The sequence below is a fragment of the Sphingopyxis sp. SE2 genome (assembly GCF_032227185.1).
Lineage (GTDB): Bacteria > Pseudomonadota > Alphaproteobacteria > Sphingomonadales > Sphingomonadaceae > Sphingopyxis.
This window is the reverse complement of sequence record NZ_JAPMXW010000001.1, coordinates 360,697-387,182: the sequence shown is the minus strand read 5'-3', so window position 1 is coordinate 387,182 and position 26,486 is coordinate 360,697. Positions and strand designations below refer to the sequence as shown.

Below are 26,486 nucleotides of genomic sequence, written 5' to 3'. Positions count from 1 at the left end.
CGGCCGCTCGATAGCCCCGTTACTGGTTGTTCTGCCGTCCCAGAAAACGCGGAATATCGACCCCGTCGTCCTTGCCGCCCTCTTCGGCGTCGGGGGTCGATGCCCCGCGCGAGAGCCGCGACATGCGCTCGAACAGGGTGCCGCCGCCGACCGAGCGCGCCGGCGCTTCGGCCGGAGCTTCCGCTGCGGGCGCCGAACGATAATCGCTCGCCGGAGCTTCGGGCGCGTCGAGCACCAGTTCGTCGGCGGTATCGTCATAGGTCGCGGCGACCTGCGACAATTCCATCGGCTCTTCCTCCGCCGCGGCCGGAGCCTCGGGTTCGGGGGCATCGCCGAGCGAGAAGCCCGGTGCCGGGTCGTTGTCCTGCTGGACCGGCGCTTCGGCGACGGGTTCTTCCTGCACCGCGGGTTCGACCACCTCTTCGGCCACCGGTGCCGGCGCCGCGGTGCGCGCGGGAGCGAAGGAGAAGCTGCGCGTCGCGGGCGCGGCCTGCGCCGCTTCGCCCGTACCGTCGATGCCGGTCGCGACGACCGAGACGCGGATCTTGCCGTCGAGGCTGTCGTTGAACGCGCTGCCCCAGATGATGTTGGCGTCGGGATCGACCAGCTCGCGAATATGATTCGCGGCCTCGTCGACTTCCATCAGGCGCATGTCCTCGCCGCCGGTGATCGAGATGATGACGCCCTTCGCGCCCGCCATCGACACGCCGTCGAGCAGCGGGTTGGCAATCGCTTTCTGGGCGGCTTCGAGCGCGCGGCCGTCGCCTTCGGCTTCGCCGGTGCCCATCATCGCCTTGCCCATCTCGCGCATCACGCTGCGCACGTCGGCGAAGTCGAGGTTGATGAGGCCGGGCATGACCATCAGGTCGGTGATGCCGCGCACGCCCTGCTGAAGCACCTCGTCGGCCATGGTGAACGCTTCCTTGAAGGTCGTGTTCGGGTTGGCGACGAGGAAGAGATTCTGGTTCGGAATGACGATGAGCGTATCGACATGCTCTTGCAGCTCGGCGATGCCGGCGTCGGCCGAGCGCATCCGCCGCGAGCCTTCGAACATGAAGGGCTTGGTCACGACGCCGACGGTCAGGATGCCGCGGTCGCGCGCCGCTTTCGCGATGACCGGCGCCGCGCCGGTGCCCGTGCCGCCGCCCATGCCCGCCGCGACGAAGCACATATGCGCGCCGTTGAGCGCCTCTTCGACCTGCGTGATGCTTTCCTCGGCCGCCGCGCGGCCGACCTCGGGCCGCGAACCCGCGCCCAGTCCCTGGGTGATCTGCGTCCCCAGCTGGATGCGCCGTTCGGCCGGCGAGGCGTTAAGCGCCTGCGCGTCGGTGTTCGCGACGACGAAATCGACGCCCTCGACGCGCGCCGCGATCATGTTTGCGATGGCATTGCCGCCCGCGCCGCCGACGCCGATCACCGCGATGCGCGGCTTCAGCTCGTCGACCTGCGGCGGGCCAATATTGATGCTCATCAAATAATCTCCCTGCAGCGGCGAACCGATGCCGCTTCCCTGCACCTTGCGACCCGTCGGGCGGTGGTCCTGCCGCCCGGATAACTGTTACCGCATTGCACTATTGTGACGTCGGAATCACCCAAAAAATTAACCTTTTCGCCTTTGCAGCACCTAAAAACTGCTTTTCAATGCGGCCATCAGCCGGTGGAGGATCGAGGTCCCCGCCGGCTTGTAAACATCCTGCGCCATCATCGGCAGGTCGCGAAGGTCGACGGGGTCCGACGCGGCATAGAGAACCAGACCCGCGAGCGTCGCGAAAGCGGGACCGCCATGCGCATCGGGCAGGCCGTGCAAGCCGCGCGGTCGCCCGACGCGCGCGGCGCGGCCGAGCGCGGCCTGCGTATAGTCGGCGATGCCCTTGAGGTCGGCGCCGCCGCCGACGAGCACGACCTGGCGCCCGATCGGGCCGACGAAATGGAGGTCCTTCAAGGTCCGGCCGATCTCGCCCATCATCGCGTCGAGCCGCTGGCGGATCACCGCGACGAGCTGCGCGCGCGTGATGCGCGGGGAATCGCCGCCCGAAGGCGCGCCGGGTTCGAGTTCGATAATCTCGTTATTGTCGCGCGGACTGGCCGAGGCCGAACCGTAGAAGCTTTGCAAGCGCTGCGCCTGGCTCCGCCTTATGCCGAAGGCCGAGGCGATGTCGTCGGTGATGTCGCTCGCACCGAAGGGCAGCGACGCCATTTCGACGAGCATGCCCCCGGCGTAGAGCGAAACGGTCGTGACTGCGGCGCCGAGCTCGACGAGCGCGACGCCGAGGTCGCGCTCCTCCTCCGACAAACAGGCGAGCCCCGCGGCGATCGGCGAAGCGACGACCGCGTTGACGTCGAGATGCGCCTGACGCACCGCCGCCTCGAGGTTCCGTACCGGCGCGCCGTCGGCCATGATGATGTGGATATCGACGCCGAGGCGGTCGGCGTGAAGGCCGATCGGGTTCTTGACCCCGTTGAGCCCGTCGAGCGTGTAGAGCGCGGGCTGGGCGTGGAGGATCATGCGGCCCTCGGGATCGATGCCCGCGCGGCCCGCGGCGAGCAGATCGTCGACGTCCTCCTGCTCGATCCGGTGGCCGCCGAGTTCGCTTTCGATCGGCGCGACGTCGCTCAAGAGACTGCCCGCCGAGAAGCTGACCCAGACATCGTCGATGTTGAGGCCCGCGATGCGCTCGGCCTGTTCGATCGCCTCGCGCACGACATGCTCGGTCTGTTCCATGTCGGCGACATAGCCGCGCTGGACGCCGCGGCTCTCGCGCTGGCCGGTGCCGAGGACGTGGAGCTTGCCGTCGGCGGTCTGCCCCGCGATCAACGCGCAGACCTTCCACGACCCGACATCGAGCGCGGTGATGATCTTTTCGATGCGCGGCGGCGCCATGCCCCTAGCCCTCGCTCGACTGGCTGGCCGCGACGGCATCGACCGCTGCGCGCATGTCGTCGAGCTTCGCCGGCGCCACCTGTCCCTCGTGCGGCAGGCGAAGCACGAAGCGCGCGGGGTCGCGCATGTCGAAGCGGAGGATGCCGCGGCCGAGCAGGCGGTTGGCGCCGTCCATATGCGCGAATTTGACGAGCGCGGCTTTCGCTTCGGCCTCGCCTTCGGGCAGCGACAGCGTCTCGCCGCTGCGGAAGCGGAGGTCCCAGCGGCGGTTGCCGACCCAGGTCGCGCCGGCGAGCAATTCCTTGAGGCTGCTCGCCTCGGCGAGCAGGCGCGCGAGATCCTGCGACCGCTGGTTGGCGCGCGGGCCGATGACGAGCGGCAGGTCGGGCATCGTCGCGACGGTGACGGGTTCGAGCACGACGCCCTTGTCGTCGATCAGCGACAGACGGCCCGAGTGCTGCCAGATCGCCGCCGGGGTGCGTTCGACGATGTCGACGACGAGCGTGTCGGGCAGGCGTCGCGACACGCGCGCATCCTTGATCCAGCCATATTTCATGAGGTCCGCGCGGACATCCTCAAGATCGACCGCGGCCATCGAGCGGTCCTTCTGCGCGAGCGCGATGTCATAGAGTTTGAGCCGGTCGATGCGGTCGGCGCCGACGACCTCGACCTTTTTGACCTGAAAGCCCGCGCGGCCGACCGCCTGCGCATATTCCTCGTGGATTTTCGCGGTGACGCCGGTCGCGTGCGCGGCGATCGCCGCGACGGCGCAGAGGCTGAGCCCGATCGTCCAGTTGGCGACCTGCTGCAGACGCTGCGGGCTGACCGGCAGCGCGTTGATGATCGCGTTGAGGCGCGACTGCTGGATCTTGCGCCGCTTTTTCGGCGCGCGCGCGGGCCGCCTTGGCGGTGCTTTCCCGCGCTTGATCTGTGTCTTGCTCATATGAGCGCTTCCCCCACGATGCGTTCGACGAGTTCGGCATAATCCATGCCGACGGCGCGCCCCTGTTCGGGCACGAGGCTGAGCGGCGTCATGCCGGGCTGGGTGTTGACCTCGAGCAGGAAGATGCCCGCGAGGCCATGCTCGTCATCCCAGCGGAAATCCGAGCGCGACGCGCCCTTGCAGCCGAGCAGGCGATGCGACTGCAGCGCCAGATCCTTCATCCGCTGCGCGACGTCGGCGGGAACGTCGGCGGGGCAGATGTGTTCGGTGAGGCCCGGAGTATATTTGGCGTCATAGTCGTAGAAGCCCGACTTCACGCGCAATTCGGTGACCGCGAGCGGCGTGTCGGCAAGTACGGCAACAGTCAGCTCGCGCCCCTTGATGAAGGGTTCGGCGAGCAGGCGGTCGAACTTCTGCCAGGGGCCCACCGCATCGCGCGCGATCGGGTTGCCGTAATTGCTGTCGTCCTTGACGATTGCAATCCCGACCGACGAGCCTTCGTTGACGGGTTTCAGCACATAGGGGCGCGGCAGGGGGTCGATGGAAAAGAGGCTTTCGCTGTCGACCATCGTCCCCGTCGGCATGGGAATACCATGCGGCACGAGCGCCTGTTTCGTCAATTCCTTGTCGATCGCGATCACCGAAGTGACCAGCCCGCTATGGGTATATTTGAGGCCCATCAAGTCGAGCATGCCCTGCACCGTTCCGTCCTCGCCCGGCACGCCGTGGAGCGCGTTGAACACGACATCGGGCTTCGCTTCGGCGAGCCGCAGCGCGACGTCGCGGTCCATGTCGATGCGTGTGACCTTGTGGCCGCGGCTTTCGAGGGCGTCGGCGACGCCGTTGCCGCTCATCAGCGACACTTCGCGCTCGGCCGACCAGCCGCCCATCAGGACGGCGACATGCCACGGACCCCGGCTCACTTGGCCTTCCCCACGCGCTGAATCTCCCATTGCAATTCGATGCCGCTCTTGGCCTTGACCCGGCGGCGGACTTCCTCGCCGAGCGCTTCGATGTCGGCGCTCGTCGCCTCACCGGTGTTGATGAGGAAATTGGTGTGCTTTTCGCTGACCTGCGCGCCGCCGACGGTGAAGCCGCGGCAGCCGGCCTCGTCGACGAGTCGCCATGCCTTGTTGCCGTCGGGGTTCTTGAAGGTCGAGCCGCCGGTCTTCGAACGCAGCGGCTGCGACGCCTCGCGGCTCGCCGAAATGCGGTCCATTTCGGCCTGGATCGCAGCGGGTTCGCCGGGACGGCCGCGGAAGGTCGCGCCGATCACCACCGCACCTTCGGGCAATTCGCTGTGGCGATAGGTGTAGCCCAAATCGGCGAGCGGCAGCGACCGGCGCTCGCCCGAGCGCAGCACGACGTCGGCGTCGATCAATATGTCCTTGACCTCGCCGCCATAGGCGCCGCCGTTCATCCGCACGAAGCCGCCAACCGTGCCGGGGATCGAGCGCAGAAATTCCATGCCGGCGATCCCCGCATCGCGCGCGGTCGACGAGACGAGTATCCCCGACGCGCCGCCACCGCAGCGCAAGCTCGTCGCGTCGATGGCTTCGACCTTCGCGAACGCCTTGCCGAGCCGGACGACGACGCCGGGAAAGCCGCCGTCGCGGACGATCAGGTTCGAGCCGAGCCCGAGCGCCATAACCGGCACGGCGGGATCGAGGTCGCGGAGGAAATCGGCGAGATCATCGGCGTCCTTCGGTTCGAAGAGCCAGTCGGCGGGGCCGCCCGACTTGAACCAGACCAGCGGCGCCAGCGGCGCTTTTGCCGTCAGCTTGCCACGCACCGCAGGGAGGGTTTCGGCGGCGCTCATGCTGCCTCGACCGCAGCGGCTAAACCCGCCGCCATCTTGGTAATGTCGCCCGCGCCGAGACAGATGATCTTGTCGCCTGCGCCGAGATCGCCTGCGGCGATGCTGGCGGCGATAGCGGAAGCCAACGCCCCCGCGTCAGCGACGACATTGGCTTGACGATGACCGCGATCGCGGAGGCCCTCGACCAGCGCATCCGACGATACACCGTCAATCGGCGCCTCCCCGGCAGCGTAAACGGGCAGCGCGAGCACGATATCGGCGTCGTTGAATGCCTGCTGGAAATCGTCCATGTGATCGCGAAGGCGCGTGAAACGGTGCGGCTGGACGACGCCGACGACGCGCCCCGCACCGACGCCTTCGCGCGCAGCCGACAGCACCGCGCGGATCTCGACGGGATGATGCGCATAATCGTCGATGACGGTGACGACGCCCTCGCCCGCGGCAATCTCGCCGACCTTGGTGAAGCGCCGCTTGACCCCGGCAAAGCCGTTGAAGCCCGATACAATCTTGTCGTCCGAAACGCCCATGTGCAGGGCGACGGCAATGGCCGCGAGCGAATTCTGCACATTATGGCGCCCCGACATCGGCAGGTGGATGCCTTCGATCGTGCGGCTGTTCCCGTCGCGGTCGCGCACGACGACGTCGAAGCGGTTGCCGTCGGGGCCCGGCGTCACATTGGTGCCGCGCACATCGGCTTGGGCGGAGAAGCCATAGGTAATGATGCGGCGGTCGCGGATGCGCGGGATGATCGCCTGCACCTCGGGATGGTCGAGGCACAGCATCGCGGCGCCGTAAAAGGGCACATTCTCGATAAACTCGACGAACGCATCCTTGATCGCGTCGAAGCTGCCATAATGGTCGAGATGTTCGGGATCGATGTTGGTGACGACCGCGATCGTCCCGTCGAGGCGCAGGAAGCTACCGTCGCTCTCGTCGGCCTCGACCACCATCCAGTCCGACGCGCCGAGACGCGCGTTCGAGCCATAATTATTGATGATGCCGCCGTTGATCACGGTGGGGTCGATCCCGCCCGCGTCGAGCAAGGCCGCAACGAGGCTGGTCGTCGTCGTCTTGCCATGCGTGCCCGCGATGGCGACGGTCGACTTGAGCCGCATCAGCTCGGCGAGCATCTCGGCGCGGCGGACGATGGGGATGCGGCTCGCGAGCGCGGCTTCGACCTCGGGGTTGCCGCGCTTGACCGCGGTCGAGGTGACGACCACCGCGACCCCATCGACGTTCGAGGCCTCATGGCCGATCGCGACCTTGATGCCGCGTTTGCGCAGGCCCTCGACGACATAGGATTCGGCGATGTCGCTGCCCTGCACCCGATAGCCGAGATTGTGCATCACCTCGGCGATGCCCGACATGCCGATGCCGCCGATGCCGATGAAATGGATCGTGCCGATATCGGTCGCGACGCCGCGCATCATTTGTCTCCCGCGCGGGTAGCGGCGACGCCGCCAGCTACCGCCGCGCTGCGCGACGGCGCGCCGACGCGGATCACGTCCATCATCGGCGGCGCGACGAGCGATTCGACAAGATCGGCGAGGTCGCGCGTCGCGTTCGGCAGGCCGCAGCTTGCCGCGCGCTCGGCGGCTTCCTCGATCGCGCCGGGTTCGAGCGCCATGCGCTGGATATGCTTCGCGACCTCGGCGGGAGTGAAGGCCGGCTGCTGAAAGGCGATCGCCCCGCCCGCTTCGACCAGGTCGACGACATTATAAGTCTGATGATCGTCCATCGCACTCGGATAGGGGACGAAGATAGCGGGGCGCCCGGCGCAGGCGAGTTCGGCGACGGTCGACGCCCCGGCGCGCGCGATGACCATATGCGCCCAGCGCAGCCGATCGGGAAAATCCTTGATGTAGGACGCGCATTCGGCGGCGACGCCGAGTTCGGCATATTTGGCGCGCACCGCTTCCAGATCATCCTCGCGGCATTGCTGCACGACCTGCAACCGGTCGAGCAGCGCGCGCGGCAGCATCGCGATCGCGGCGGGCACGACCTCGCTGAGCACCGTCGCGCCGAGGCTGCCCCCGACGACGAGCAGGCGGAAGATGCCGTCCTCGGGCAAAGGCGGGAAACCGTCGTCGCGGATCGCGACGATCTCGTCGCGCACCGGATTGCCGGTGATATGTTTCTTGAGCTCGTGCCCCGCGGGATAGCGCTGGATATTATGATAGGCGACCGCCACCGCGTCGACGCGCGGCGCCATCATGCGATTGACGCGGCCGAGCACGGCATTCTGCTCGTGCAGCACGCGCGGCCGCTTCGTCGAACCCGCCGCGAGCAGACTGGGAAGCGAGGGATAGCCGCCGAAGCCGACGACGACCGCAGGGTCGAACTCGCGGATCAGGTCGATCGCCAAGCGGCGCCCCTTGCGGATCGCGAGCGCCGCCTTGAGCCAGCCGACGGGGCCGCCGTGGACGCGGCCGGCGGGAAGCACATGCGTTTCCATCTCGGCGGGCGCGCCGGGGATCTTCAGCCCGCGGTCGTCGCTGACCAGCGCGACGCGGTGGCCGCGCGCGATCAGTTCGCCGGCGAGGGCGTAGGCGGGCAGCATATGGCCTCCCGTCCCGCCGGCGGCGAGAAGGAAGTGGCGCGTCGCGGTCATTTTTGGGCGCTCATTTCTTGTTCCAGTTTCGGGTCATCGACACCCGTGCCGCATAGGGGTTTCGCCGGGTCAGCGACAAGAGCAAACCCATGCCGATCGACAAAGCGATGAAAGACGAGCCGCCGTAGGAGATGAAAGGCAGCGTCATCCCCTTTGACGGGAATATCTGCGTGTTCACCCCCATGTTGATCACTGCCTGTCCGCCGAACTGCGCGATCAGCCCCGCGACCGCGAGGATCAGGAAGCTGTCCTCCTCGTCGAGCAGGCGAACGAGCACGCGGACGATGATCGCGAGATAAAGCGCGGCGATCGCGATGCAGGCGATCATCCCGAACTCCTCGCCGATCACCGAGAAGATGTAGTCGGTGTGCGCTTCGGGCAGCTGGAACTTGGCGAGCCCGGCGCCGGGGCCGGTACCGATGAGGCCGCCGGCGGTCAGCGTCGCATGCGCCTTGTCGACCTGAAAGCTGTCGCCCTTGTCGAACAGCCAGATGTTGATGCGCTGCTGCGCCACGGGATAGAAGAAATAGGCAAGGATGAGGCCGGCGACGCCGGTGCCCGCGAGCATCCCCATGATCCGCATCGAAAGGCCGGCGACGAGCACGAGCACGAACCAGGTCGCGGCGAAGATCACCGTCTGCCCAAGGTCGGGCTGCCCCATCAGCAGTAGCGCGATGACCCCGGTGAGCGCCGCGGCGAGCGGGACGACGGGCAGGCTCTGGTCGTGGAGGCGCAGCGACAGCACCCACGCGAGCGACACCGCGAAAAAGGGCTTCAGAAATTCGGACGGCTGGAGCCGGAACATCCCGCTTCCGAGCCAGCGCTGCGCACCGTTGACCGAGGTGCCGACGAGCGGCACGAGAAAGAGCAGGAAGAGAAAGGCGACGGTGCCGTAAATGGCGAAGCGCCGCGCCTGCGGCTTGGGCAGCATCGAGACCATGAGCATCACGGGCACGCCGACGATTACCCACATCAGCTGGCGATAGAAATAGTAGAGCGGGTCGAGCGCCGCGGTCGAAGTCGAGAGTTTCTGCGCCGCGACAGGCGATGCCGCCGCGACCGCGACGAGCCCGACCGCGACGAGGATCGAGACGAGCAGCAGCAGCACGCGGTCGATTTCCCAGAACCAGAGGCCGAGCGGCGTGCGGTCGGCGCGGCTGAGGCGCGGGCCCCGGCGTTTGGTCGTGCGCGTCGTGGCGATCACCGGGCGTTCGGTCGCATCCATATTGTCCCCCCCGCTCATGCCCCGAGCGCCCGTACGGCGGCGCGGAACGCATCGCCGCGCTGTTCATAATCCCTGAACTGGTCGAACGAGGCGCAGGCGGGCGACAGCAGGACGATGTCGCCGGGCTCTGCCGCCGCCGCCGCCTGCTTGACCGCCGTCGCCAGGTCGCCCGACCGCTCGACCGGAACCGCGCCGCCGATCTCGGCGGCGAACGGCTCCATCGCCTCGCCGATCAGATAGGCGCGTTTGACGTGCCCGAACCACGGACGGCACGCGGCGAGCCCGTCGCCCTTTGCCTGTCCGCCGGCGATCCAGTGCAAACGCTGGTCCGGCGCCGGCGGGAATGCCGCCAGCGCCGGTGCAGCGGAAGCCGCGTTGGTGGCCTTGCTGTCGTTGAACCAGCGGACACCATCGGCTTCGCCGACCAATTCCATGCGATGCGGCAGCGACGTGTAGGTCGCGAGGCCGCGTTCGATCTGCTCGTCGTTCAGCCCCAGCACGCGGCATACCGCGATCGCGCAGACGGCGTTCTGGGCGTTGTGCGGGCCCTGCAATGCGGGCCAGCGCGCCTGGTCGGCGGGGTCGATATCCCTGCCCGAGACGCGGTGGAGACGATGGTTGATGCGCCCCGCGATCATCTTCGACGGATCGTCGTCGACCGCGACGATCGCGACCTGATCGCGGTGCTGGAGCGAAAAGAGCCGCGCCTTCGATGCCGTATAGCCCGCGAAACCGTCGTAGCGGTCGAGGTGATCGGGGCTGAGATTGGTCAGCACCGCGACATCGCACGCGAGGCTGTGCGCAAGGTCGATCTGGTAGCTCGACAGTTCGAGAACGTAAACGCCGACGCCGTTTTCATTGGGGGCGAGCGGCTCGCGGCTGAGGATCGGCAGACCGATATTGCCGCCCATCAGCGTCGGGATCCCTGCGCTTTCGAGCATGTGGGCGACGAGCGCGGTGACGGTCGACTTGCCGTTGGTGCCGGTGATGCCGACGAGCTTGTGCGGCGGGAGGTCGCCCTGCGCCTCTGCGAAGAGTTCGATATCGCCGATGACGGGTACATGGGCTTCCTTGGCGTGCGCGGCGATGGGGTGGCGGTTCAATGGCACGCCGGGCGACACGACGACGCCCGCGAAGCCGACGAGGTCGATCTCTAGCGGGTCGCCGATGTCGGCGCCGAGCGCCATCGCGTCGTCGCGCGCGTCCTCGCGCTCGTCCCACGCGGTGACGCCCGCGCCGCTGGCGACGAGCGCCTCGACCGTCGCGAGCCCCGAGCGCGCCAGTCCCAGCACCGCGTAGCGGCGGCCGGCGAAGGCGCGCGAGGTGATCACCGGAGTTTCAAGGTCGCGAGCCCTGCCAGAGCGAGGACGATCGAGACGATCCAGAAGCGGATGACGACGGTCGATTCGGGCCAGCCCAATTGCTCGAAATGATGGTGGATCGGCGCCATGCGAAAGACGCGCTTGCCGGTACGCTTGTACCAGAAGACCTGGATGATCACCGATAGCGCCTCGACCACGAACAGCCCGCCGACGAGGACGAGCACCAGTTCGTGCTGCGCGGTCACCGCGATCGTCGCGAGCGCGCCGCCCAATGCAAGGCTGCCCGTGTCGCCCATGAAGACGGCGGCGGGGGGCGCGTTGAACCACAGGAATGCGAGGCAGGCGCCGATGATCGCGGCGGCGAACACCGCGAGCTCGCCCGCGCCGGGGACGTGCGGGATGCCGAGATAGCCCGCGAACTTCGCGTTGCCCGAGAGATAGACGATGACGAGGAAGGTCAGGCTGGCGATGATCACCGGGAAGGTCGCGAGTCCGTCAAGCCCGTCGGTCAGGTTCACCGCGTTGCCGAAGCCGACGATCAGCACCATCGCGAAGACATAGTAGAGCGGGCCGAGCGGGACATAGACGTCGTTGAAAAAAGGCAGGTAGAGGTCGGTGCCGGTGCGCGAGACGATCAGCAGCACCGCAACCCCCGCGATGAGGAATTCGATGAGCAGGCGCACGCGGCCGGGAATGCCGCGGTGGCTGGCCTTGGTCACCTTGTCGAAATCGTCGAGAAAACCGACGACCGCGAAACCCGCGGTTACGAACAGGCACGCCCAGACGAAACGGTTGGAGAGGTCCATCCAGAGGAGCGCCGAGATCATCAGCGAAATGAGGATCATCAGCCCGCCCATCGTCGGCGTGCCCTTTTTGGCGAGGTGGCTCTGCGGGCCGTCGTCGCGGATCGGCTGCCCCTTCCCCTGCCGCATCCGCAACATCAGGATGAAGCGCGGCCCGATCCACAGCCCGAGGATCATCGCGGTCGCGACCGCGGCGCCCGAGCGGAAGCTCAGGTAGCGGATGAGGTTGAGAGCCCCCGGAAAGCCAAGCCATTCCGCCAGCCAATATAACATCAATAATCCCCGTTGGTCAGCGCCGTCACGACATGCGACAGGCCGACGCTGTTCGACCCCTTGACCAGCACGGCGTCGCCGGCGCGGATCAGGTCACCGAGCCGCCCTACCGCGGCCGAGTGGGCGGGCACATGCTCGAAATCGATGCGGCCCTCAAGTGCTTTGGCGAGCGGCGCCATCTCTTCGCCGACAAGCAGGGCGAATTGCACTCCGGCCGCGACGAGCGGAGCCGCGAGCGCGGCGTGATAGGCCTCGCCGTCCGGTCCGAGCTCCTTCATCGCGCCGAGAATCGCGACCTTGCGCGCTGCGGATTCGGTCCCGAGCTGGCCGATCGTCGCGGCCATCGAGGCCGGGTTGGCGTTATAGCTTTCGTCGATGACGAGGATGTCGCCGCCAGGCACCTCGACCCGGTGACGCGCACCGCGCCCTGTGAGGCCTCCCATTTCGGCGAAGGCGAGACCCGCCGCGGGCAAGTCGCCGCCGACCGCTTTCACCGCGGCGAGCACCGCGAGCGAGTTGGCGACCCAGTGCGCCCCGGCCTGCGCGATGGTGAAGCAGAGCAGCGAGTCCTGCACCTCGGCGGTGACGAGCGAGCCGCCCTGCCCGTCGGGCAGCCAGTCGACCGCGCGGACGTCGGCGCCCTCGTTCAGCCCGAAGCTGACGATTTGCCCGGCGTGTTGTTCGGCCTTGGCACGGAGGCGCGCATAATGCGGGCTGTCGAACGGGACGATCGCGGTGCCCCCGGGTTCGAGCCCCTCGAAAATCTCGCCCTTCGCATCGGCGATCGCTTCCTCGCTGCCGAAATACTCCATGTGGGCGGGGGCGATAGTGGTGACGATGGCGACGTGCGGGCGCACCATCCGCGTCAGCGCGGCAAGCTCGCCCGCATGGTTCATGCCCATTTCGAAGATGCCGTAATCGGCCGAGCTCGGCATACGCGCGAGGCTGAGCGGCACGCCGACATGATTGTTGTAGCTTTTGACCGAGCGATGCGCCCTGCCCGGACGGAAGCGGTCGAGCGCGGCGAACAGCGCCTCCTTCGTCCCCGTCTTGCCCGCCGATCCGGTGACGCCGATGATGCGGCCATGACTGCGCGCACGCGACGCGATGCCGAGCGCGTTCAGCGCGGCGGCGCTGTCGGCGACGCGGACATGCGGATGGTCGATCGCACTTTCGCAGATTATGCCTGCCGCGCCCGCCGCGATCGCCTTGTCGATGAAAGCATGCCCGTCGGCGCTCTCGCCCTTCATCGCGATGAAGAGATCGCCCTTCGTCACCTCGCGCGAGTCGAAGGCGACGCCCTGGACGGTGAAGTCGGCGCTGGCGGTGCCGCCTGTTGCCGATGCGATAGCGCGCGCGGTCCAGAGCGGGTTCATGCCGCCTCCTCGCGCGCGACGGTCACATCGTCGAAGGGGATGACGCGCATCGCGTCGCCGCGCCCGACGATCTGGCCCTGTTCGTGTCCCTTGCCCGCGATGCAGATGATGTCGTCGGCCTGCGCTTCAGCGATCGCGGCGGCGATCGCGGCGCGGCGGTCGCCGATCACCTGCGCCGTCGGTGCGGCGGCAGCGATCGCGTCGCGAATGACCGCGGGCTCCTCGCCGCGCGGATTGTCGTCGGTGATGATAAGCGCGTCAGCCTTGGCCGCAGCGACCTTGCCCATTTCGGGGCGCTTCGCCTGGTCGCGGTCGCCGCCCGCGCCGAAGACGAGTATCAGCCGGCCGCTCGCATGCGGGCGCAGCGCGTCGAGCGCCGCTTCGATCGCGTCGGGGGTGTGCGCATAGTCGACATAGACCGGCGCGCCCGCGCGGGTGATGGCGGCGCGTTCGAGCCGCCCGCGCACCGGCTGGAGCCGCGCGAGGTTGGTGAGCGTCTGGCCGATGTCGCCGCCGGTGGCAATGACGAGTCCTGCCGATACCAACGCATTCGCGACCTGATAGGCGCCGATCAGCGGCAGATCGACCTTGTGCGTAGCGTCGCCCGCCGCGATCATCAGCGACTGGCCGAGCTGGGTCGGCGCGCGCGAGACGAGGCGGAGCGCCTCGCCCTTCGTGCCGACAGTCAGCAGGCGGGCGCCGCGCGCCTGCACGGCGTCGATCACGGCGCGTGAATAGTCATCGTCGGCCCAGACCACCGCCGCGCCGCCCGGCTCGACCACTTCGGTGAAGAGGCGGAGCTTGGCCTGAAGATAGGCCTCCATCGTGCCATGATAATCGAGATGGTCGTGGCTCAAATTGGTGAAGGCGGCCGCCTTCACCGGCAGGCCTTCGGTGCGATACTGGTCGAGGCCGTGGCTCGACGCCTCAAACGCCGCATGCGTCACACCCTCGGCGGCGAGGCCCGACATGTTCGAGAGGAAAGTGACGATGTCGGGCGTCGTGAGCCCGGTCGAGGCGCTGTCCATCGACGTCGTGATACCGAGCGTACCGATCGACGCGGCGTTGAACCCCGCCATCCGCCAAAGCTGGCGCGTCATCTCGACAGTCGAGGTCTTGCCGTTCGTCCCCGTCACCGCGACCGAGGTCGCCGGAAAGCGGTGGAAGAAGCGCGCGGCGATATGCGCGAAGGCGCGGCGCGGATTGGCGTCGGCGACGTGCACCGCGCCCTCGACCCGCGCTTCGGGCCGCGCGACGATCGCGACCGCGCCCGCGTCGACCGCGGCGGGAATGAAATCCTCGCCGTTGAATTTTTCGCCGACGAAAGCGCCGAAGATCGTGCCCGGCGCGACCTTGCGATGATCGATCGCGAGCCCCGTCACGACGGGATCGCTTCCCTCCAGCGCCTGATCGTCGAGCAGCGCGGCGAGACGCATCAGTGCGTTTCCTCCTCTCTCCGTAGCAGCGGGGTGAGTTCGGAGACGTCGACATCGCGGCTTTCGTCGGGGAAGACGCCGAGCATCGGCCCCGCGCGCGTCACGACCTTGCGCACGACCGGCGCCGCGGTCCAGCCCGCGGTGCGCTGGCCCGAGCTATAGGCATTGCCTTTGGGCTCGTCGATCATCACGAGCACGATATAGCGCGGATTGTCCATCGGGAAGGCTGCGGCGAAGGTCGAGACGAGCGAATGGCGGCGATACCCGCCCGCGCCCGGCTTTTCGGCCGACCCGGTCTTGCCGCCGACGCGGAAGCCGGGCGCGTCGGCCTGTTTGCCGGTACCGTCCGAAACGATCAGCCGCAACAGCTGGCGCATCCGCGCGCTGGTCGACGCCTTGAACACGCGGCGCCCCTGCGGCGGCGGCTTGTCGCCGAGCTTGAGCATCGTCGCCGGGCGATAGAGGCCGCCGTTGACGAGCGCGGCATAGGCGCTCGCGAGATGCAGCGGCGTCACCGCGATGCCGTGACCATAGCTGGTCGTCATCGTCGTCACCCGGCCCCAGTTTTTGGGCCAGAGCGGAAAGGCGCGTTCCTTGAGTTCGATTTCGGGGCGCTTGTCGAAATCGACGCTGCGGAACAACGCTTCCAGCTTTTCGCGCCCCAGCTCGTCGGCGATACGCGCGGTCGCGATGTTGGAGCTTTCAATCAGCGTCTCGGGCACATTGTACCAGCGGCCGGGATGGCTGTCGCGGATACGGAAGCCCGCGATCGGGAGCGGCGCCGTCGCATCATAGCGGCGCGCCATGCTGGTCACCGTGCCCGCATCGATCGCGGCGCCGATCGACAGCGGCTTGAAGGTCGAACCAAGCTCGTAGAGATTATAGGTGACGGCGTTGCGCCGCGTCGTCGGATCGCTGCCCGTCAGCTTGTTCGGATTATAGGTCGGGAGCGAGGTCATCGCGGCGACTTCGCCGGTGTGGACGTCGAGGATGATGCCCGCGCCGCCGATCGCCTCGAGGTTGGTGACCGCCGAACTCAGCTCGCTTTCGAGCACACCCTGCACGCGCGCGTCGATCGACAGCGCGAGCGGCTGGCCGCGCGTCGCCTCGTCGATCAGCCGCTGGTCGAACGCCCCCTCGACTCCCGTCACGCCATGGCCGTCGGCGTTGATGAAGCCGAGCACATGCGCCGCGAGCGTGAGCTGCGGATAGAGGCGTTCCTTTTCGCGCGGGAAGTCGAAACCGACATCGCCGATCGCATTCACAGCCGCGACCTGATCGGGCAGCGCGCGGCGGCGAATATAGGTCGGGCGCGGCCCGGTCAGCTTTGCCAGCAAGTCCTGGCGCGACATGTCGGGGAAGATCTTGTGAAGCTCGGCCGCCAGATAGTGCCGGTCGTTGAGCAGTTTCGACGGCACGACGCGGATCGAATAGCCGTCGATCGTGCGCGCGAGCGGCACGCCGTTGCGGTCGACGATGTCGGCGCGTGCCGGGACGAACGCCGCCGCCGACGACCGGCCCGACGAGGTGTCGAACAGCGCGAAATAGAGAAGGCGCACCGACACGACGAAAAATGCCGCCATGAACAGCAGCATCAGGATCATCAAACGCTGTTGCGCGGTCAGCAATATCTGCTGCCGCACCCCGGCGGTTCGGACCCGCGTCGGACGGACGACGAGCGTGTTCATCGGCCGGGCTTGCCTCCCGCCGCTTCGATGGCGGCCGCGCGCTTCAAATCGGCGAGCGTCGATTCGGCGAGCAACTGGTCCTCGATCATCTTGAGCTGCTCGCGCCGGCGCGTCGGCGCCATGCGCGGCGCCACGTCGCTGCGCACGCCGGTATCGGCCTGCGCCAGCATGACGGGCTTCGCGGCGACGGGCTTGGGCGCCGCAGGCTTTGCCGCCGCGGGCTTGTTTGCAACCGGGCTTTCCGTCGGCGCGGCCGCCACCGCGACCGGCGAGACCATCGCCATCAGCACCGGCGCCACCTCGCCCGCGCCGCGCGCGCGCGGAAGGCGGTCGAGCGAGGCAAGCTGGCGCTCGTTTTCCAGATATTGCGTCGCGTCGGGCGCCGAATAGCCGAAAGCATCGGCGTTCCACTGTTCGAGCTGGCGCATCGAGGCGCGCACCGCGAGTTCGGATTCGAGGTAGCGGATATTGTCGCGCGTCCGGATAATGTCGCGCTCGATGCGCGTCAGTTCGCTGCGCGTCGCCGCGACCTTGAGCGACACGGGATAGAGCATCATCGCGAAGATGAGCACGAGCAGGACCAGGCCGATTCCCTGGAGCTTGCGGGCCGCCATCAGCATGACATCGCCTCCTTCATCGAACTATCCGGCCCTGAATTTCCTGGCCAGGCGGGCGCCGCGGTGCGGACTGCGCTGCGCAGCGTCGCCGAGCGCGCGCGCGGATTGCGCGCTTCCTCTGCCTTGCCCGGGCGCACCTTGCGCGCCGGGGTCTCGAAAGTTGCGGCCCGCGCCAGAGGGATCGGCGCGGGCCGGTGACGCGAACCCGCGGCATCGCCACCGCTGCGTTCGCGCAGGAAATTCTTCACGATCCGGTCCTCGGTGCTGTGAAAGCTGACGACGGCGAGCCGGCCGCCGGGACGCAGCAGCCGCTCGGCGGCGGAAAGACCCGCGACCAGTTCGTCGAGTTCGCTGTTGATGTGGATGCGGATCGCCTGAAAGCTTTTGGTCGAGGGATCCTTGGGCGCGCCGGGCGGATGGCGCAGCGCCTTGCGGATCACGCTCGCAAGCTCGGCGGTGCGCGTCAGCGGGCGCGCGGCGACGATCGCGCGCGCGACGCGGCGCGACTGGCGCTCGTCGCCATAGTGAAAGAGCACGTCGGCGATCTCGGCCTCGTCGGCGCGATTGAGCCAGTCGGCGGCGCTTTCGCCCTCCTGCGCCATGCGCATGTCGAGCGGGCCGTCCTTTTGAAAGGAAAAGCCGCGTTCGTCACGGTCGAGCTGCATCGAGGAGACGCCGATGTCGAAGGTGATGCCGTCGACCGCGTCGATTCCGCGCTCGGCGAGCAGCCGGTCGATCTCGCCGAAGCGGCCGTGGACCAGCGTCAGCTTGCCGCCGGCTTCGGCGACGAGCGCCTGCCCTTCGGCGATCGCGTCGGGGTCGCGGTCGCAGGCGACGACCTCGGCGCCCGCGGCGAGCATCGCACGCGTGTAGCCGCCGGCGCCGAAGGTCGCATCGACATGGCGCTCACCCGGGGCGATGGCGAGCGCGGCGATGACTTCGTCGCGGAGGACCGGATCGTGGCGGGGATCCCTTGGGAGTCTGGGGGGGAGGTCAGTCACTTGCGCCCCTTCCCTTTCGCCTGATCCCACGAGGCGGCAAGGCGCTGGAGCACGGGATCGGCATCGACGCATTCGGCCAAGGTCGGCAGCCACCAGATTTCGAGGCGGCGGCCCGAGCCCACAAAAGCCGTCGCGCCGGCATCGCCGACGCGGTCGCGGTGGATGAAGCTGGGAAGGAAACGACCGCTGTCGTCGAGCGTGTAGGGCTCGGTATAGCTGAAGCGCTTCTTGAACTCGCTATCCTCATCGAAATCGAGGTTGCGGAGCCGCGCGGTTTCGCGGTCGCGCTCGATCTCGCCGTTCAGCCGGTCGTACTGATCCTGACCATAGGCGACAAGGCAGGGCAGTTTTTCGTGGAAACCGACCCAGAGCACGCGCTGGCCGTCCGCATTGAGGGGCACATTGTTGCGGAACTGAGAGGGGACGGCGATGCGCCCCTTGCCATCGATCGCGGCGAAATTGGTGCCCGCATATTGGCCGGGCGTCACAATCGCCATCGCTCTGCCCCCCGTATCCGCGCCACCGGGCAAAACTTTCCCGGCCCCGGAATCGCGTGATTCCAGCTGGTTCGGCCCGGGCGGAGAATGCCCCTCTCCACTTGCTTGAGTATCAACTATAGATCGGGGTGAAAAGGGGTATTTTAGGGTGAAATAGGGAATCTAGCCCCTATTTACCGCAAAAAGCACTCGAAATTGGGTAAATGGCGGTCGCGCGGCGCAGCGGAGGCACCGTCGGGGAGCTTCGATCGGGGTGAATTGGGGCGAAAACGCCGACTCAGCCGGCGTGGGCGCGAATCCAGAGCGGGCGGAGCACGCTACTGCCCGCGCCGGGCCAGAGGCGCGCCGAAAGCCATTCCATCGTGTCGGCCTGCCGCAGATGGTCGGCGCCGGGCACGAGCGGCCGCCAGAGCGGCGCGAAGAGGAGGTCGGCGTCGCCGACGAGCCAGGCCTCGCCCTCGCCTATCGGGCAGCGGGCAACGCGCCGGTCGGCGAAAGCCTGACATTGCGAAGGAAGGCGATCGAAGCGGCCGGCGCTGAACAGCCGCAGCCGCGCGCCATCGACATCGGCCGGAAGTGCCGCACCCTCGGCGGCGGATGCGGCGGCGAGCACCACGCCCCAATGATCGAGCAGCGGGGTGAGCAGGCTCGTCACCGTCGGGTTGCGCGGATCGCCGAGCGGGTGGCGCGGAGGCCAGCCCGACAGCGCGTCGGCGAGAACGACCGCGCGGCCGCCCCCGCGCACGAAGGCGTCGATCGCGACCAGCTCCTGCGGCGCGACCGCGCGCGGATGCGCGAGCAGCAGCGCCCCGCCGGGCGGCGGGACATGGTCGGCGAGGCTGTCGACGAGCGACACCGGGCCGGCCGCCGCCAGCCGCGCGAGTGCGGGATCGTCATTCGCCCCCTCGGCGATCATCGCCGCGATGTCGCCGCCGCCCGACCAGCGCAGCGGCAGGCCGGTGAGCATCGTGGCGGCGGGCGCACCCGGCCCTGCGGGGGCGGGGCGATAGAGGACGGCAAGCAGCGCATGCCCCGTCGCGAACCAGCCGACGGCGAGCGCGAGCGCGCCGAGCCATGGCAGGACGGCCAAGCGCGGGCGCCACTGAACGACAAGATCGGCAAGCGCCGCGGCAACGCCCGCCGCGACGACGACCAGCGGCAGTTGCGGCCAGCCGGCCGAGCCCGCGAGCACCAGCCCGAGCAACGCCTGCGCCGTGACCAGAAACGCCAGCGTCACGAGCCAAGTGCGCCGCCGCGCCGCGGTGGGTGCGCGGCGCTGCCACCAGGCGAGAAGCAGCATCGAGGGCACAAGCAAGGGGACGGCGAGCGCGGGATCGATGCGCCCGAGCAGCGCCTGCCCGCCCGCGACCCACGCCAGAGCAACAGTTGCAATGGAGATGATGAAAGCGCGCAGCAGCGGTCCGCGCGATACCACGATCACTGTTTCGACTGGCGCGCGCGCTGGAGTTCAGGGTCGGGTTCGAGATCGGGAACGGTCGCCGCCGGCGCCACCGCCTGCGGGATCTTGACCGAGGTCGCCGCATTTTCATCCTTCGACGACGAGGGCGAGACCGGCTGGACGCCAAGTTCTTCGAGGGGCGCGCCGACCGCAGGTTCTTCGCCGGGCATCTTCACCTCGGCGGTTGTCGGAGCCTCGGCTTCCGCCCGTTCGCGCGCGCGCTCGCCGATCAGCCCCGCCATGCCGACGAGCAGCAGCACCGTGAGCACCCCGGCGATGCCGATCTGCAGCCGCCGCATCGTGTCGTTGACGGGCGCCGTCGGCGCTGGCGGCGCGGCTTGCGACTTGGGTGCCGAGGGGGTGTCGATCCGAACGCTCATGCTGCCGCCTCCAGTCCCTTGCTCGCCAGCCATTCGGGGTTGTAGAGCGTCGAGAGATAGCGAAACCCGCTGTCGCAGAGGATGGTTGCGATGCGTTTGCCGGGGCCCAGTTGCCGCGCGAGCGCCATAGCGCCGGCGACATTGATCCCCGACGAGAGGCCGAGGCACAGCCCCTCTTCGCCCAGCAGGCGGCGGACCACCGCGAGCCCTTCGGCGTCCGAGATCCGGAACTGCGTATCGATCGGCGCGCCTTCGAGGTTGGCGGTGATGCGGTTCTGCCCGATACCTTCGGCGACGCTCGACCCCTCGGGCTTCAGTTCGCCGCATTGGTAATAATTATAGAGTCCCGCGCCGTGCGGATCGGTGAGCGCGATGACGATGTCCGAATTATGCGCCTTGAGCCCGAGCCCGGTCCCCGCGATCGTGCCGCCGGTGCCCGCGGCGCAGGTGAAGCCGTCGATGCGGCCGTCCATCTGTTCCCAGATTTCCTCGGCCGTGCCGAAAATATGCGCCTTGCGGTTCGCGATATTGTCGAACTGGTTGGCCCAGATCGCATTGTCGGTTTCCTCGGCGATGCGGCGCGAAGTGTGGACGAAATGGCCGGGGTTGGCAAAGGGCGCGGGGGGAACGAGCACCAGCTCGGCGCCCAATGCGCGGATCGTCGCCATTTTCTCGGCGCTCTGATTGTCGGGCATGACGATGATCGTCTTGTACCCCAAGGCATTGGCGACGAGGGCAAGCCCGATGCCCGTGTTGCCCGCCGTCCCCTCGACGATCGTGCCGCCAGGGCGCAGGCTGCCGTTCGCCTCGGCATCGCGGACGATATAAAGCGCGGCGCGGTCCTTCACCGAGCCGCCGGGGTTCGCATATTCGCACTTGCCCCAGATTTCGCAGCCGGTCGCTTCGCTCGGCCCCTTGAGCAGCACCAGCGGAGTGTTGCCGATCAGGTCGAGGCTGTTTGCAGCAATAGTCATGCCCATGATCTAGGGCGGCGCCCGCGGCCCCGCAAGACAGCTTCGCTTGCCCCGCCGATGATCGGCCTTGTCGACCAACGGGCGCCGAGGCCCGACGAACGACAGGGTTTGCGCGCGTCGGGGGTTGTCATTGTGACAGTATATCATTACTGACGCGCCATCTGATCGCCAAAATTACAGGACTCTCCCCTCATGCGTTTGCTTTGTTCCGCCGGTTTTACCTTTGCCCTTTTCCTCGCCGCCCCCGCCTTTGCGCAGGACCGCGCCAATGCCGGCAGCGATGACGATGTGCATACCGGCGAGCCGATCGTGGTCACCGCGCCCTATGTCCGCAGCCTCGATATCCTCGGCAATGTGTCGGTGCTCGAGGGCGACGAGCTGGCACGCGACATTCGCGGCCAGATCGGCGACACGCTGACGCGGCAACCGGGCGTGTCGGCGACGAGCTTTTCGCCAGGCGCGTCGCGCCCCGTCCTGCGCGGCTTTTCGGGCGAGCGCGTCAAGGTCCTGACCGACGGCATCGGATCGATCGACGCGTCGAACACGTCGGCCGACCACGCGGTGACGATCGACCCGCTGACCGTTGAGCGCGTCGAAATCCTGCGCGGCCCAGCGGTGCTGCTGTTCGGCAGCCAGGCGATCGGCGGCGCGGTCAACCTGTTCGACCGCCGGATTCCGAGGAAAGTCCCCGCCGACCATGTCCATATCGACGCGATCGGCGGCTATGCTACCGCAGCGAACGACCGGAACATCGGCAGCTCGATCGACGTGGCGCTAAGTCCCCAGATCGTTGCACATCTTGACGGCAGCTGGCGCAAGACAGGCGACGTGCGCTCGGGCGGCTATGTCTTTGCCCCCGGCATTCGCGACGACCTGCTCCACCTTGCCGAGCATGAAGTCGAAGAAGGCCATCTCGACGAAGCGGCCGAACTGACCGAGCAGGCGGGCAAGCGCGGCAAGATCGACAACACCCAGAGCGAGACCTGGACCGCGGGCGGCGGCATCTCGCTGATCAACGACGGCGGTCAGCTCGGCATTTCGGTCGGCTATTTCGACACCAATTATGGCGTCCCCGCGCGTCCCGGAACCGAGCATCATGACGAGGACGGCGAAGAGGAAGAAGGCGGCCATGACCATGGCGAAGGCCCCGTCACGATCGGCATGAAGCAATGGCGCGCCGACCTGCGCGGCGAGGTCGAGCTCGGCGACGGCTTTTTCGACAAGCTGCGCGTCCGCGCGGGCTTTGCCGATTACAAGCACACCGAGTTCGAAGGCGACGAGGTCGGCACGATCTTCACCAACCAGGGCGTCGAAGGCCGGATCGAGCTGGCGCAGAACGACCGCGGCGGCTGGCGCGGCGCGAGCGGCGTCCAGTACAGCCACCGCGATTTCAACGCGATCGGCGCCGAAGCCTTCGTGCCGCGCAACCTGACCGACCAGTTCGCGCTCTTCACGCTGCAGGAACTGACGATGGGTCCGCTCGGCCTCGAAGCCGCGGCGCGCTATGAAAAGACCAATGTGCGTGCGCAGACGCTCGGCTTCGAGCGCAATTTCGACAGCTTCTCGGGCGCGCTCGGTGCGACCTACGATATCTTCGAAGGCGGCAAGTTCGGCGTTTCGGTCTCGCGCGCGGTGCGGGCGCCGTCGGCCGAGGAACTGCTGTCGAACGGTCCGCACATCGCGACGCAGAGCTTCGAGGTCGGCGACCCGAACCTGCGTCTCGAGAAAAACTGGGGCGCCGAAGCCTCGTTCAAATTCAAGTCCGACGGCTTCAACCTCAGCCTTACCGGCTATTCGAACTGGTTCGACAATTTCATCTATTCGGCCGCCACCGGTGCCGAAGAGGATGAGCTGCCCGTCTTCCAATATTTCCAGCGCGACGCACGCGTCTATGGCTTCGAGGCCGAGGCGAGCGCGCGGCTGGCGCAGATCGGCGGTTTCAACATCGTCGGCGATGTGACCGCCGACATGACGCGCGCGAAGATCAAGAATGCCGGGCTCGACCGCAACGTCCCACGCATCCCGCCGCTGCGCGTGCTGGGAGGGCTTGAAGCGCAGGGAGAACGCGTCGATGCGCGCGTCGAGGTCGAATGGACCGACGATCAGACGCGCGTCGCGCAGTTCGAGACGCCGACCGACGGCTTCACTTTGGTCAACGCCTCGCTGAGCTGGCGTCCGCTGCCCGACACGAAGAATCTGACGCTCAGCCTGTCGGCGAACAATATCTTCGACGTCGAGGCACGCCGCCACGCGAGCTTTACCAAGGATTATGTGCCGCTGGCGGGCCGCGATTTCCGTCTGACGGCGCGAGCGAGCTTTTAGCTTCCAGCCGAATTTATTTGGATCGTCATCCCGGCGCAGGCCGGGATGACGAACAGATAGAAATCGGACTCGAAGCGATCAGGGCACGAGCAGCTTGCGCTTGTTCCAGTAGATCGAGGTCGCCGCGGCATAGGCGCCGACCTTTTCCCAGACCGCGCCGTCGACCTTGTCGATATCGACCCCGGCTTCGACATAGGCCTGAACGATCTTCATGATCTGCTCTTCGGTCATGTCGGTCGAAAGGTCGGGGTTTGCGCCGGCGGGTCCGAAATCGAGCGCCTTGTCGACGATCGCCGGCGACAGATCGAGTTTGGCGATGTCGTTCGCCAGCCATTCTCGCGAAATGCGCGCGAGGCTATAATCGAAATAAGGACCCTTTTGCTCCGCCGCGATGCCGTGCCGCGTGACGCAAGCGTCGGTAACGCTCGCCAACTGCTTGAACAGGGCTTCGCGCGACGCGTCGTCACCGCCGCCGGCCATCGCATCGCCGATCGAGATCTTTGTGTCGCCGGGCACCGAAGTAACGACGCAATCGAGCTTCTCGCCATCCTGCGCCGCGGCAACGTCCGGCAGCACCGCGAGCATCAACGCCGTGCCCGCCATCAAAACCTTCATCATCGACTCGTCTTTCGATCCGGAGGGTCCGTTCTTCAGGACAGCATGGCCATGCCGCCGTTCACATGCAACGTCTGGCCGGTGACATAGCCCGCTTCCTTCGACGCGAGATAAACGACCGCAGCGGCGATGTCGCTGCCCTCGCCCATCCGGCCTGCGGGAATGCGCTGGTTGAGCGCCTCCTTCTGTGCGTCGGGCAGGTCATCGGTCATCGCGGTCGCGATGAAGCCCGGCGCGACGCAGTTGACCGTGATGCCGCGGCTCGCGAGTTCCTGCGCCAGCGCCTTGCTCATGCCGGTGACACCCGCCTTCGACGCGGCATAATTAGCCTGCCCCGGGTTGCCCGTCGCACCGACGACACTGGTGATCGAGATGATACGCCCGAAGCGCGCCTTCATCATCGGCTTCGCAGCCGCGCGCGCGAGGCGGAAATTGGCCTCGAGGTTGATGCGGATGACGTCGGACCATTCGTCGTCCTTCATCCGCAGGATGAGGTTGTCGCGCGTGACGCCGGCGTTGTTGACGAGGATGTCGAGCTGGCCGAGCGCCTCAACCGTCGACGGCACCAGCGCATCGACGGCGGCGGCATCGCCGAGATTGCACGGCAACGCGACATGGTCGCCGCCGAGCGTGTCGCGGAAGGCGGCGAGCTTGTCGGCGTTGGAGCCCGACACCGCGAGACGCGCGCCCCGCGCCGCGAGCGCCTGCGCGATAGCCGAACCGATACCGCCCGAGGCGCCGGTGACGAGGGCGGTCATGCCGGTGAGATCGAACATAGCTTATTCTCCTGATGATTACCGGTTCACGCGGAGACGCGGAGACGCGGAGGGTTTATGATCGTTGACGATGCGGCGGACGCCTTCCTTGAGCGTCGCGCCACCGAAATTGATAAGCAGTCCGACGGATTGGCCGGTCAGGCGAAGATAGGTCAACAGCTGTTTGCCATGTGCCGGGTTCAGCCGTTCGACCGATTTGATCTCCACCAGCAGACGGTTATCGACGAGCAAATCGATACGAAAGGCCGCGTCGAAGCGAGACCCTTCGAAATATATATCGATCGGCATTTGCCGATCGACCCGATATCCGAGCGCAACCAGTTTTCCGGCAAGCACGGTCTCGTATACGCTTTCCAGTAAGCCCGGTCCCAAATCGCGGTGCAAGCGGAGGGACAAATCAAGCACATCGCCGCTTACGACATCTATGTCCCGCACAATCCCTCCGCGTCTCCGCGTCTCCGCGTGAACTTCTTCGTCGCTGCCCCTGCGCCCCTGCGTGTATTCTTTAGAGGGTTTTCAGCAGCGCTTCGATGTCGTCCATCGAGATGACGCTCACCGTCTCGACCTCGCCCGATGCGCTGCGCTTGACCATCGGCGAGAGGACCTTGCCGCCGAATTCGACGAACTGGGCAACGCCGATATCCTCCATCGACGCGACGCTTTCGCGCCAGCGGACGCGGCCGGTCACCTGCTGGACAAGGAGGTCGCGAATACTGTCGGCGTCGCTCACCGGACTGGCGGTGACGTTGGCGACGACGGGTACCAGCGGCGCAGCGGGCGGGTTCGCGCCGAGCGCTTCGGCCATCGCGTCGGCGGCTCCCTGCATCAGCGGGCAGTGGAAGGGCGCCGACACCGGGAGCAGCACGCCGCGCTTGATGCCATAATCCTTGACCAACGCGACGGCGCGCTCGACCGCGCCCTTGTGGCCCGAGATCACGACCTGCGAGGGGTCGTTGTCGTTGGCGACGGTGCAAACCTCGCCCTCGGCAGCGGCGTCGGCGAGCTTTTGCGCTGTGTCGATATCGGCGCCGAGCAGCGCGGCCATCGCGCCGACGCCGACGGGCACGGCCGCCTGCATCGCCTGCCCGCGCGTCTTCAAAAGCCGCGCGGTGGTCGCGAGGTCGAAGGCGCCCGCAGCGCAGAGCGCGCTATATTCGCCGAGGCTGTGGCCCGCGACATAATCGGCCTTGGCGGCGAGCGTCACGCCGCCTTCCTTTTCGAGCACGCGCAGCGTCGCGATCGCGTTCGCCATGATCGCGGGCTGGGCGTTTTCGGTGAGGGTGAGCTGATCCTCGGGGCCTTCGCTCATCAGCTGGAACAGTTTCTGGCCGAGCGCGTCGTCGACTTCCTGAAACACCTCGCGCGCGTGGCTCGATGCTTCGGCGAGCGCCTTGCCCATGCCGACCGACTGGCTGCCCTGACCCGGAAAGATGAATGCGCGCATGATGCGTCCCCTGCGTGTTCTTGA

Annotated in this window: 24 protein-coding genes; 1 reads left to right on the top strand and 23 read right to left on the bottom strand. The window is 67.3% G+C overall.

Features of this window, described 5'->3' with window-relative positions; translation table 11 throughout:
• Positions 1 to 19: 19 nt before the first annotated feature.
• The 19 genes from ftsZ to OVY29_RS01660 form a co-directional block, all read right to left on the bottom strand.
• Positions 20 to 1,471, bottom strand: coding sequence for a cell division protein FtsZ (gene ftsZ, locus OVY29_RS01750; RefSeq protein ID WP_037554778.1), 1,452 nt, complete (start codon positions 1,469 to 1,471; stop codon positions 20 to 22).
• A 153-nt stretch (positions 1,472 to 1,624) separates the two neighbouring features.
• Complete coding sequence (gene ftsA, locus OVY29_RS01745; protein ID WP_136173816.1) at positions 1,625 to 2,881, bottom strand: cell division protein FtsA; 1,257 nt, start codon at positions 2,879 to 2,881, stop codon at positions 1,625 to 1,627.
• A gap of 4 nt (positions 2,882 to 2,885) precedes the next feature.
• Positions 2,886 to 3,824: a cell division protein FtsQ/DivIB gene (locus OVY29_RS01740; protein ID WP_313910693.1), complete on the bottom strand. Its 939-nt coding sequence runs from the start codon at positions 3,822 to 3,824 to the stop codon at positions 2,886 to 2,888.
• The gene (locus tag OVY29_RS01735) at positions 3,821 to 4,747 is read right to left on the bottom strand and encodes a D-alanine--D-alanine ligase (RefSeq protein WP_037554587.1); all 927 of its coding nucleotides are present in this window, start codon (positions 4,745 to 4,747) and stop codon (positions 3,821 to 3,823) included. The genes OVY29_RS01740 and OVY29_RS01735 overlap by 4 nt, the downstream gene beginning before the upstream one ends.
• The gene (gene murB, locus OVY29_RS01730; protein ID WP_037554586.1) at positions 4,744 to 5,643 is read right to left on the bottom strand and encodes a UDP-N-acetylmuramate dehydrogenase; all 900 of its coding nucleotides are present in this window, start codon (positions 5,641 to 5,643) and stop codon (positions 4,744 to 4,746) included. The genes OVY29_RS01735 and murB overlap by 4 nt, the downstream gene beginning before the upstream one ends.
• Positions 5,640 to 7,070, bottom strand: coding sequence for a UDP-N-acetylmuramate--L-alanine ligase (gene murC / locus OVY29_RS01725; RefSeq protein WP_037554585.1), 1,431 nt, complete (start codon positions 7,068 to 7,070; stop codon positions 5,640 to 5,642). The genes murB and murC overlap by 4 nt, the downstream gene beginning before the upstream one ends.
• Positions 7,070 to 8,254: an undecaprenyldiphospho-muramoylpentapeptide beta-N-acetylglucosaminyltransferase gene (murG, locus tag OVY29_RS01720; protein WP_037554584.1), complete on the bottom strand. Its 1,185-nt coding sequence runs from the start codon at positions 8,252 to 8,254 to the stop codon at positions 7,070 to 7,072. Before murG ends, murC begins: the two co-directional genes overlap by 1 nt.
• Positions 8,255 to 8,264: 10 nt before the next feature.
• Positions 8,265 to 9,497, bottom strand: a complete 1,233-nt coding sequence (locus tag OVY29_RS01715) for an FtsW/RodA/SpoVE family cell cycle protein (RefSeq protein ID WP_200880155.1) — start codon at positions 9,495 to 9,497, stop codon at positions 8,265 to 8,267.
• Positions 9,494 to 10,810 carry a UDP-N-acetylmuramoyl-L-alanine--D-glutamate ligase gene (gene murD / locus OVY29_RS01710; protein ID WP_037554582.1) on the bottom strand — a complete coding sequence of 439 codons (1,317 nt, stop codon included), beginning with the start codon at positions 10,808 to 10,810 and terminating at the stop codon, positions 9,494 to 9,496. Before murD ends, OVY29_RS01715 begins: the two co-directional genes overlap by 4 nt.
• The gene (gene mraY / locus OVY29_RS01705; RefSeq protein WP_037554581.1) at positions 10,807 to 11,877 is read right to left on the bottom strand and encodes a phospho-N-acetylmuramoyl-pentapeptide-transferase; all 1,071 of its coding nucleotides are present in this window, start codon (positions 11,875 to 11,877) and stop codon (positions 10,807 to 10,809) included. Before mraY ends, murD begins: the two co-directional genes overlap by 4 nt.
• The gene (murF, locus tag OVY29_RS01700) at positions 11,877 to 13,253 is read right to left on the bottom strand and encodes a UDP-N-acetylmuramoyl-tripeptide--D-alanyl-D-alanine ligase (RefSeq protein WP_313910692.1); all 1,377 of its coding nucleotides are present in this window, start codon (positions 13,251 to 13,253) and stop codon (positions 11,877 to 11,879) included. The genes mraY and murF overlap by 1 nt, the downstream gene beginning before the upstream one ends.
• Complete coding sequence (locus tag OVY29_RS01695) at positions 13,250 to 14,689, bottom strand: UDP-N-acetylmuramoyl-L-alanyl-D-glutamate--2,6-diaminopimelate ligase (protein WP_037554579.1); 1,440 nt, start codon at positions 14,687 to 14,689, stop codon at positions 13,250 to 13,252. The genes murF and OVY29_RS01695 overlap by 4 nt, the downstream gene beginning before the upstream one ends.
• Complete coding sequence (locus tag OVY29_RS01690) at positions 14,689 to 16,377, bottom strand: peptidoglycan D,D-transpeptidase FtsI family protein (protein ID WP_037554578.1); 1,689 nt, start codon at positions 16,375 to 16,377, stop codon at positions 14,689 to 14,691. The genes OVY29_RS01695 and OVY29_RS01690 overlap by 1 nt, the downstream gene beginning before the upstream one ends.
• On the bottom strand, positions 16,374 to 16,997 hold the full coding sequence (locus OVY29_RS01685; RefSeq protein WP_037554577.1) for a hypothetical protein: 624 nt from the start codon (positions 16,995 to 16,997) through the stop codon (positions 16,374 to 16,376). Before OVY29_RS01685 ends, OVY29_RS01690 begins: the two co-directional genes overlap by 4 nt.
• A complete protein-coding gene (gene rsmH / locus OVY29_RS01680; RefSeq protein WP_037554576.1) occupies positions 16,991 to 17,995 on the bottom strand; it encodes a 16S rRNA (cytosine(1402)-N(4))-methyltransferase RsmH in 1,005 nt (334 codons plus the stop codon). Before rsmH ends, OVY29_RS01685 begins: the two co-directional genes overlap by 7 nt.
• On the bottom strand, positions 17,992 to 18,492 hold the full coding sequence (locus OVY29_RS01675; RefSeq protein ID WP_037554575.1) for a division/cell wall cluster transcriptional repressor MraZ: 501 nt from the start codon (positions 18,490 to 18,492) through the stop codon (positions 17,992 to 17,994). The genes rsmH and OVY29_RS01675 overlap by 4 nt, the downstream gene beginning before the upstream one ends.
• A 277-nt stretch (positions 18,493 to 18,769) precedes the next feature.
• Positions 18,770 to 19,927, bottom strand: a complete 1,158-nt coding sequence (locus OVY29_RS01670; protein ID WP_037554776.1) for a hypothetical protein — start codon at positions 19,925 to 19,927, stop codon at positions 18,770 to 18,772.
• A gap of 2 nt (positions 19,928 to 19,929) precedes the next feature.
• Positions 19,930 to 20,331 (bottom strand): hypothetical protein, encoded by a 402-nt coding sequence (locus OVY29_RS01665; protein ID WP_313910691.1) that lies wholly within the window; start codon positions 20,329 to 20,331, stop codon positions 19,930 to 19,932.
• Complete coding sequence (locus OVY29_RS01660) at positions 20,328 to 21,305, bottom strand: cysteine synthase A (RefSeq protein WP_037554774.1); 978 nt, start codon at positions 21,303 to 21,305, stop codon at positions 20,328 to 20,330. The genes OVY29_RS01665 and OVY29_RS01660 overlap by 4 nt, the downstream gene beginning before the upstream one ends.
• 192 nt (positions 21,306 to 21,497) lie before the next feature.
• Between OVY29_RS01660 and OVY29_RS01655 the strand changes: the two genes are divergently transcribed.
• Positions 21,498 to 23,627: a TonB-dependent receptor gene (locus tag OVY29_RS01655; protein WP_037554573.1), complete on the top strand. Its 2,130-nt coding sequence runs from the start codon at positions 21,498 to 21,500 to the stop codon at positions 23,625 to 23,627.
• A 78-nt stretch (positions 23,628 to 23,705) separates the two neighbouring features.
• On the opposite strand, the gene OVY29_RS01650 is transcribed toward OVY29_RS01655, so the two are convergent.
• The 4 genes from OVY29_RS01650 to fabD form a co-directional block, all read right to left on the bottom strand.
• A complete protein-coding gene (locus tag OVY29_RS01650) occupies positions 23,706 to 24,245 on the bottom strand; it encodes a hypothetical protein (RefSeq protein WP_037554572.1) in 540 nt (179 codons plus the stop codon).
• Between the two features lie 32 nt (positions 24,246 to 24,277).
• Positions 24,278 to 25,018, bottom strand: a complete 741-nt coding sequence (fabG, locus tag OVY29_RS01645) for a 3-oxoacyl-[acyl-carrier-protein] reductase (protein ID WP_037554571.1) — start codon at positions 25,016 to 25,018, stop codon at positions 24,278 to 24,280.
• An 18-nt stretch (positions 25,019 to 25,036) separates the two neighbouring features.
• Positions 25,037 to 25,453: a GxxExxY protein gene (locus tag OVY29_RS01640; protein ID WP_037554570.1), complete on the bottom strand. Its 417-nt coding sequence runs from the start codon at positions 25,451 to 25,453 to the stop codon at positions 25,037 to 25,039.
• A gap of 70 nt (positions 25,454 to 25,523) precedes the next feature.
• Positions 25,524 to 26,462 (bottom strand): ACP S-malonyltransferase, encoded by a 939-nt coding sequence (gene fabD / locus OVY29_RS01635; RefSeq protein WP_037554568.1) that lies wholly within the window; start codon positions 26,460 to 26,462, stop codon positions 25,524 to 25,526.
• Positions 26,463 to 26,486 lie beyond the last annotated feature (24 nt).

What these genes read in the sequence shown, in the direction of transcription:
- murB (WP_037554586.1), bottom strand. Translation starts at nt 5,643, where the DNA reads ATGAGCGCCGCCGAAACCCTCCCTGCGGTGCGTGGCAAGCTGACGGCA.
- OVY29_RS01740 (WP_313910693.1), bottom strand. Translation starts at nt 3,824, where the DNA reads ATGAGCAAGACACAGATCAAGCGCGGGAAAGCACCGCCAAGGCGGCCC.
- OVY29_RS01695 (WP_037554579.1), bottom strand. Translation starts at nt 14,689, where the DNA reads ATGCGTCTCGCCGCGCTGCTCGACGATCAGGCGCTGGAGGGAAGCGAT.
- fabG (WP_037554571.1), bottom strand. Translation starts at nt 25,018, where the DNA reads ATGTTCGATCTCACCGGCATGACCGCCCTCGTCACCGGCGCCTCGGGC.
- OVY29_RS01675 (WP_037554575.1), bottom strand. Translation starts at nt 18,492, where the DNA reads ATGGCGATTGTGACGCCCGGCCAATATGCGGGCACCAATTTCGCCGCG.
- murF (WP_313910692.1), bottom strand. Translation starts at nt 13,253, where the DNA reads ATGAACCCGCTCTGGACCGCGCGCGCTATCGCATCGGCAACAGGCGGC.
- ftsZ (WP_037554778.1), bottom strand. Translation starts at nt 1,471, where the DNA reads ATGAGCATCAATATTGGCCCGCCGCAGGTCGACGAGCTGAAGCCGCGC.
- OVY29_RS01685 (WP_037554577.1), bottom strand. Translation starts at nt 16,997, where the DNA reads ATGCTGATGGCGGCCCGCAAGCTCCAGGGAATCGGCCTGGTCCTGCTC.
- murG (WP_037554584.1), bottom strand. Translation starts at nt 8,254, where the DNA reads ATGACCGCGACGCGCCACTTCCTTCTCGCCGCCGGCGGGACGGGAGGC.
- OVY29_RS01650 (WP_037554572.1), bottom strand. Translation starts at nt 24,245, where the DNA reads ATGATGAAGGTTTTGATGGCGGGCACGGCGTTGATGCTCGCGGTGCTG.
- fabD (WP_037554568.1), bottom strand. Translation starts at nt 26,462, where the DNA reads ATGCGCGCATTCATCTTTCCGGGTCAGGGCAGCCAGTCGGTCGGCATG.
- ftsA (WP_136173816.1), bottom strand. Translation starts at nt 2,881, where the DNA reads ATGGCGCCGCCGCGCATCGAAAAGATCATCACCGCGCTCGATGTCGGG.
- murC (WP_037554585.1), bottom strand. Translation starts at nt 7,070, where the DNA reads ATGCGCGGCGTCGCGACCGATATCGGCACGATCCATTTCATCGGCATC.
- OVY29_RS01715 (WP_200880155.1), bottom strand. Translation starts at nt 9,497, where the DNA reads ATGAGCGGGGGGGACAATATGGATGCGACCGAACGCCCGGTGATCGCC.
- mraY (WP_037554581.1), bottom strand. Translation starts at nt 11,877, where the DNA reads ATGTTATATTGGCTGGCGGAATGGCTTGGCTTTCCGGGGGCTCTCAAC.
- OVY29_RS01690 (WP_037554578.1), bottom strand. Translation starts at nt 16,377, where the DNA reads ATGAACACGCTCGTCGTCCGTCCGACGCGGGTCCGAACCGCCGGGGTG.
- OVY29_RS01655 (WP_037554573.1), top strand. Translation starts at nt 21,498, where the DNA reads ATGCGTTTGCTTTGTTCCGCCGGTTTTACCTTTGCCCTTTTCCTCGCC.
- OVY29_RS01665 (WP_313910691.1), bottom strand. Translation starts at nt 20,331, where the DNA reads ATGAGCGTTCGGATCGACACCCCCTCGGCACCCAAGTCGCAAGCCGCG.
- OVY29_RS01660 (WP_037554774.1), bottom strand. Translation starts at nt 21,305, where the DNA reads ATGACTATTGCTGCAAACAGCCTCGACCTGATCGGCAACACTCCGCTG.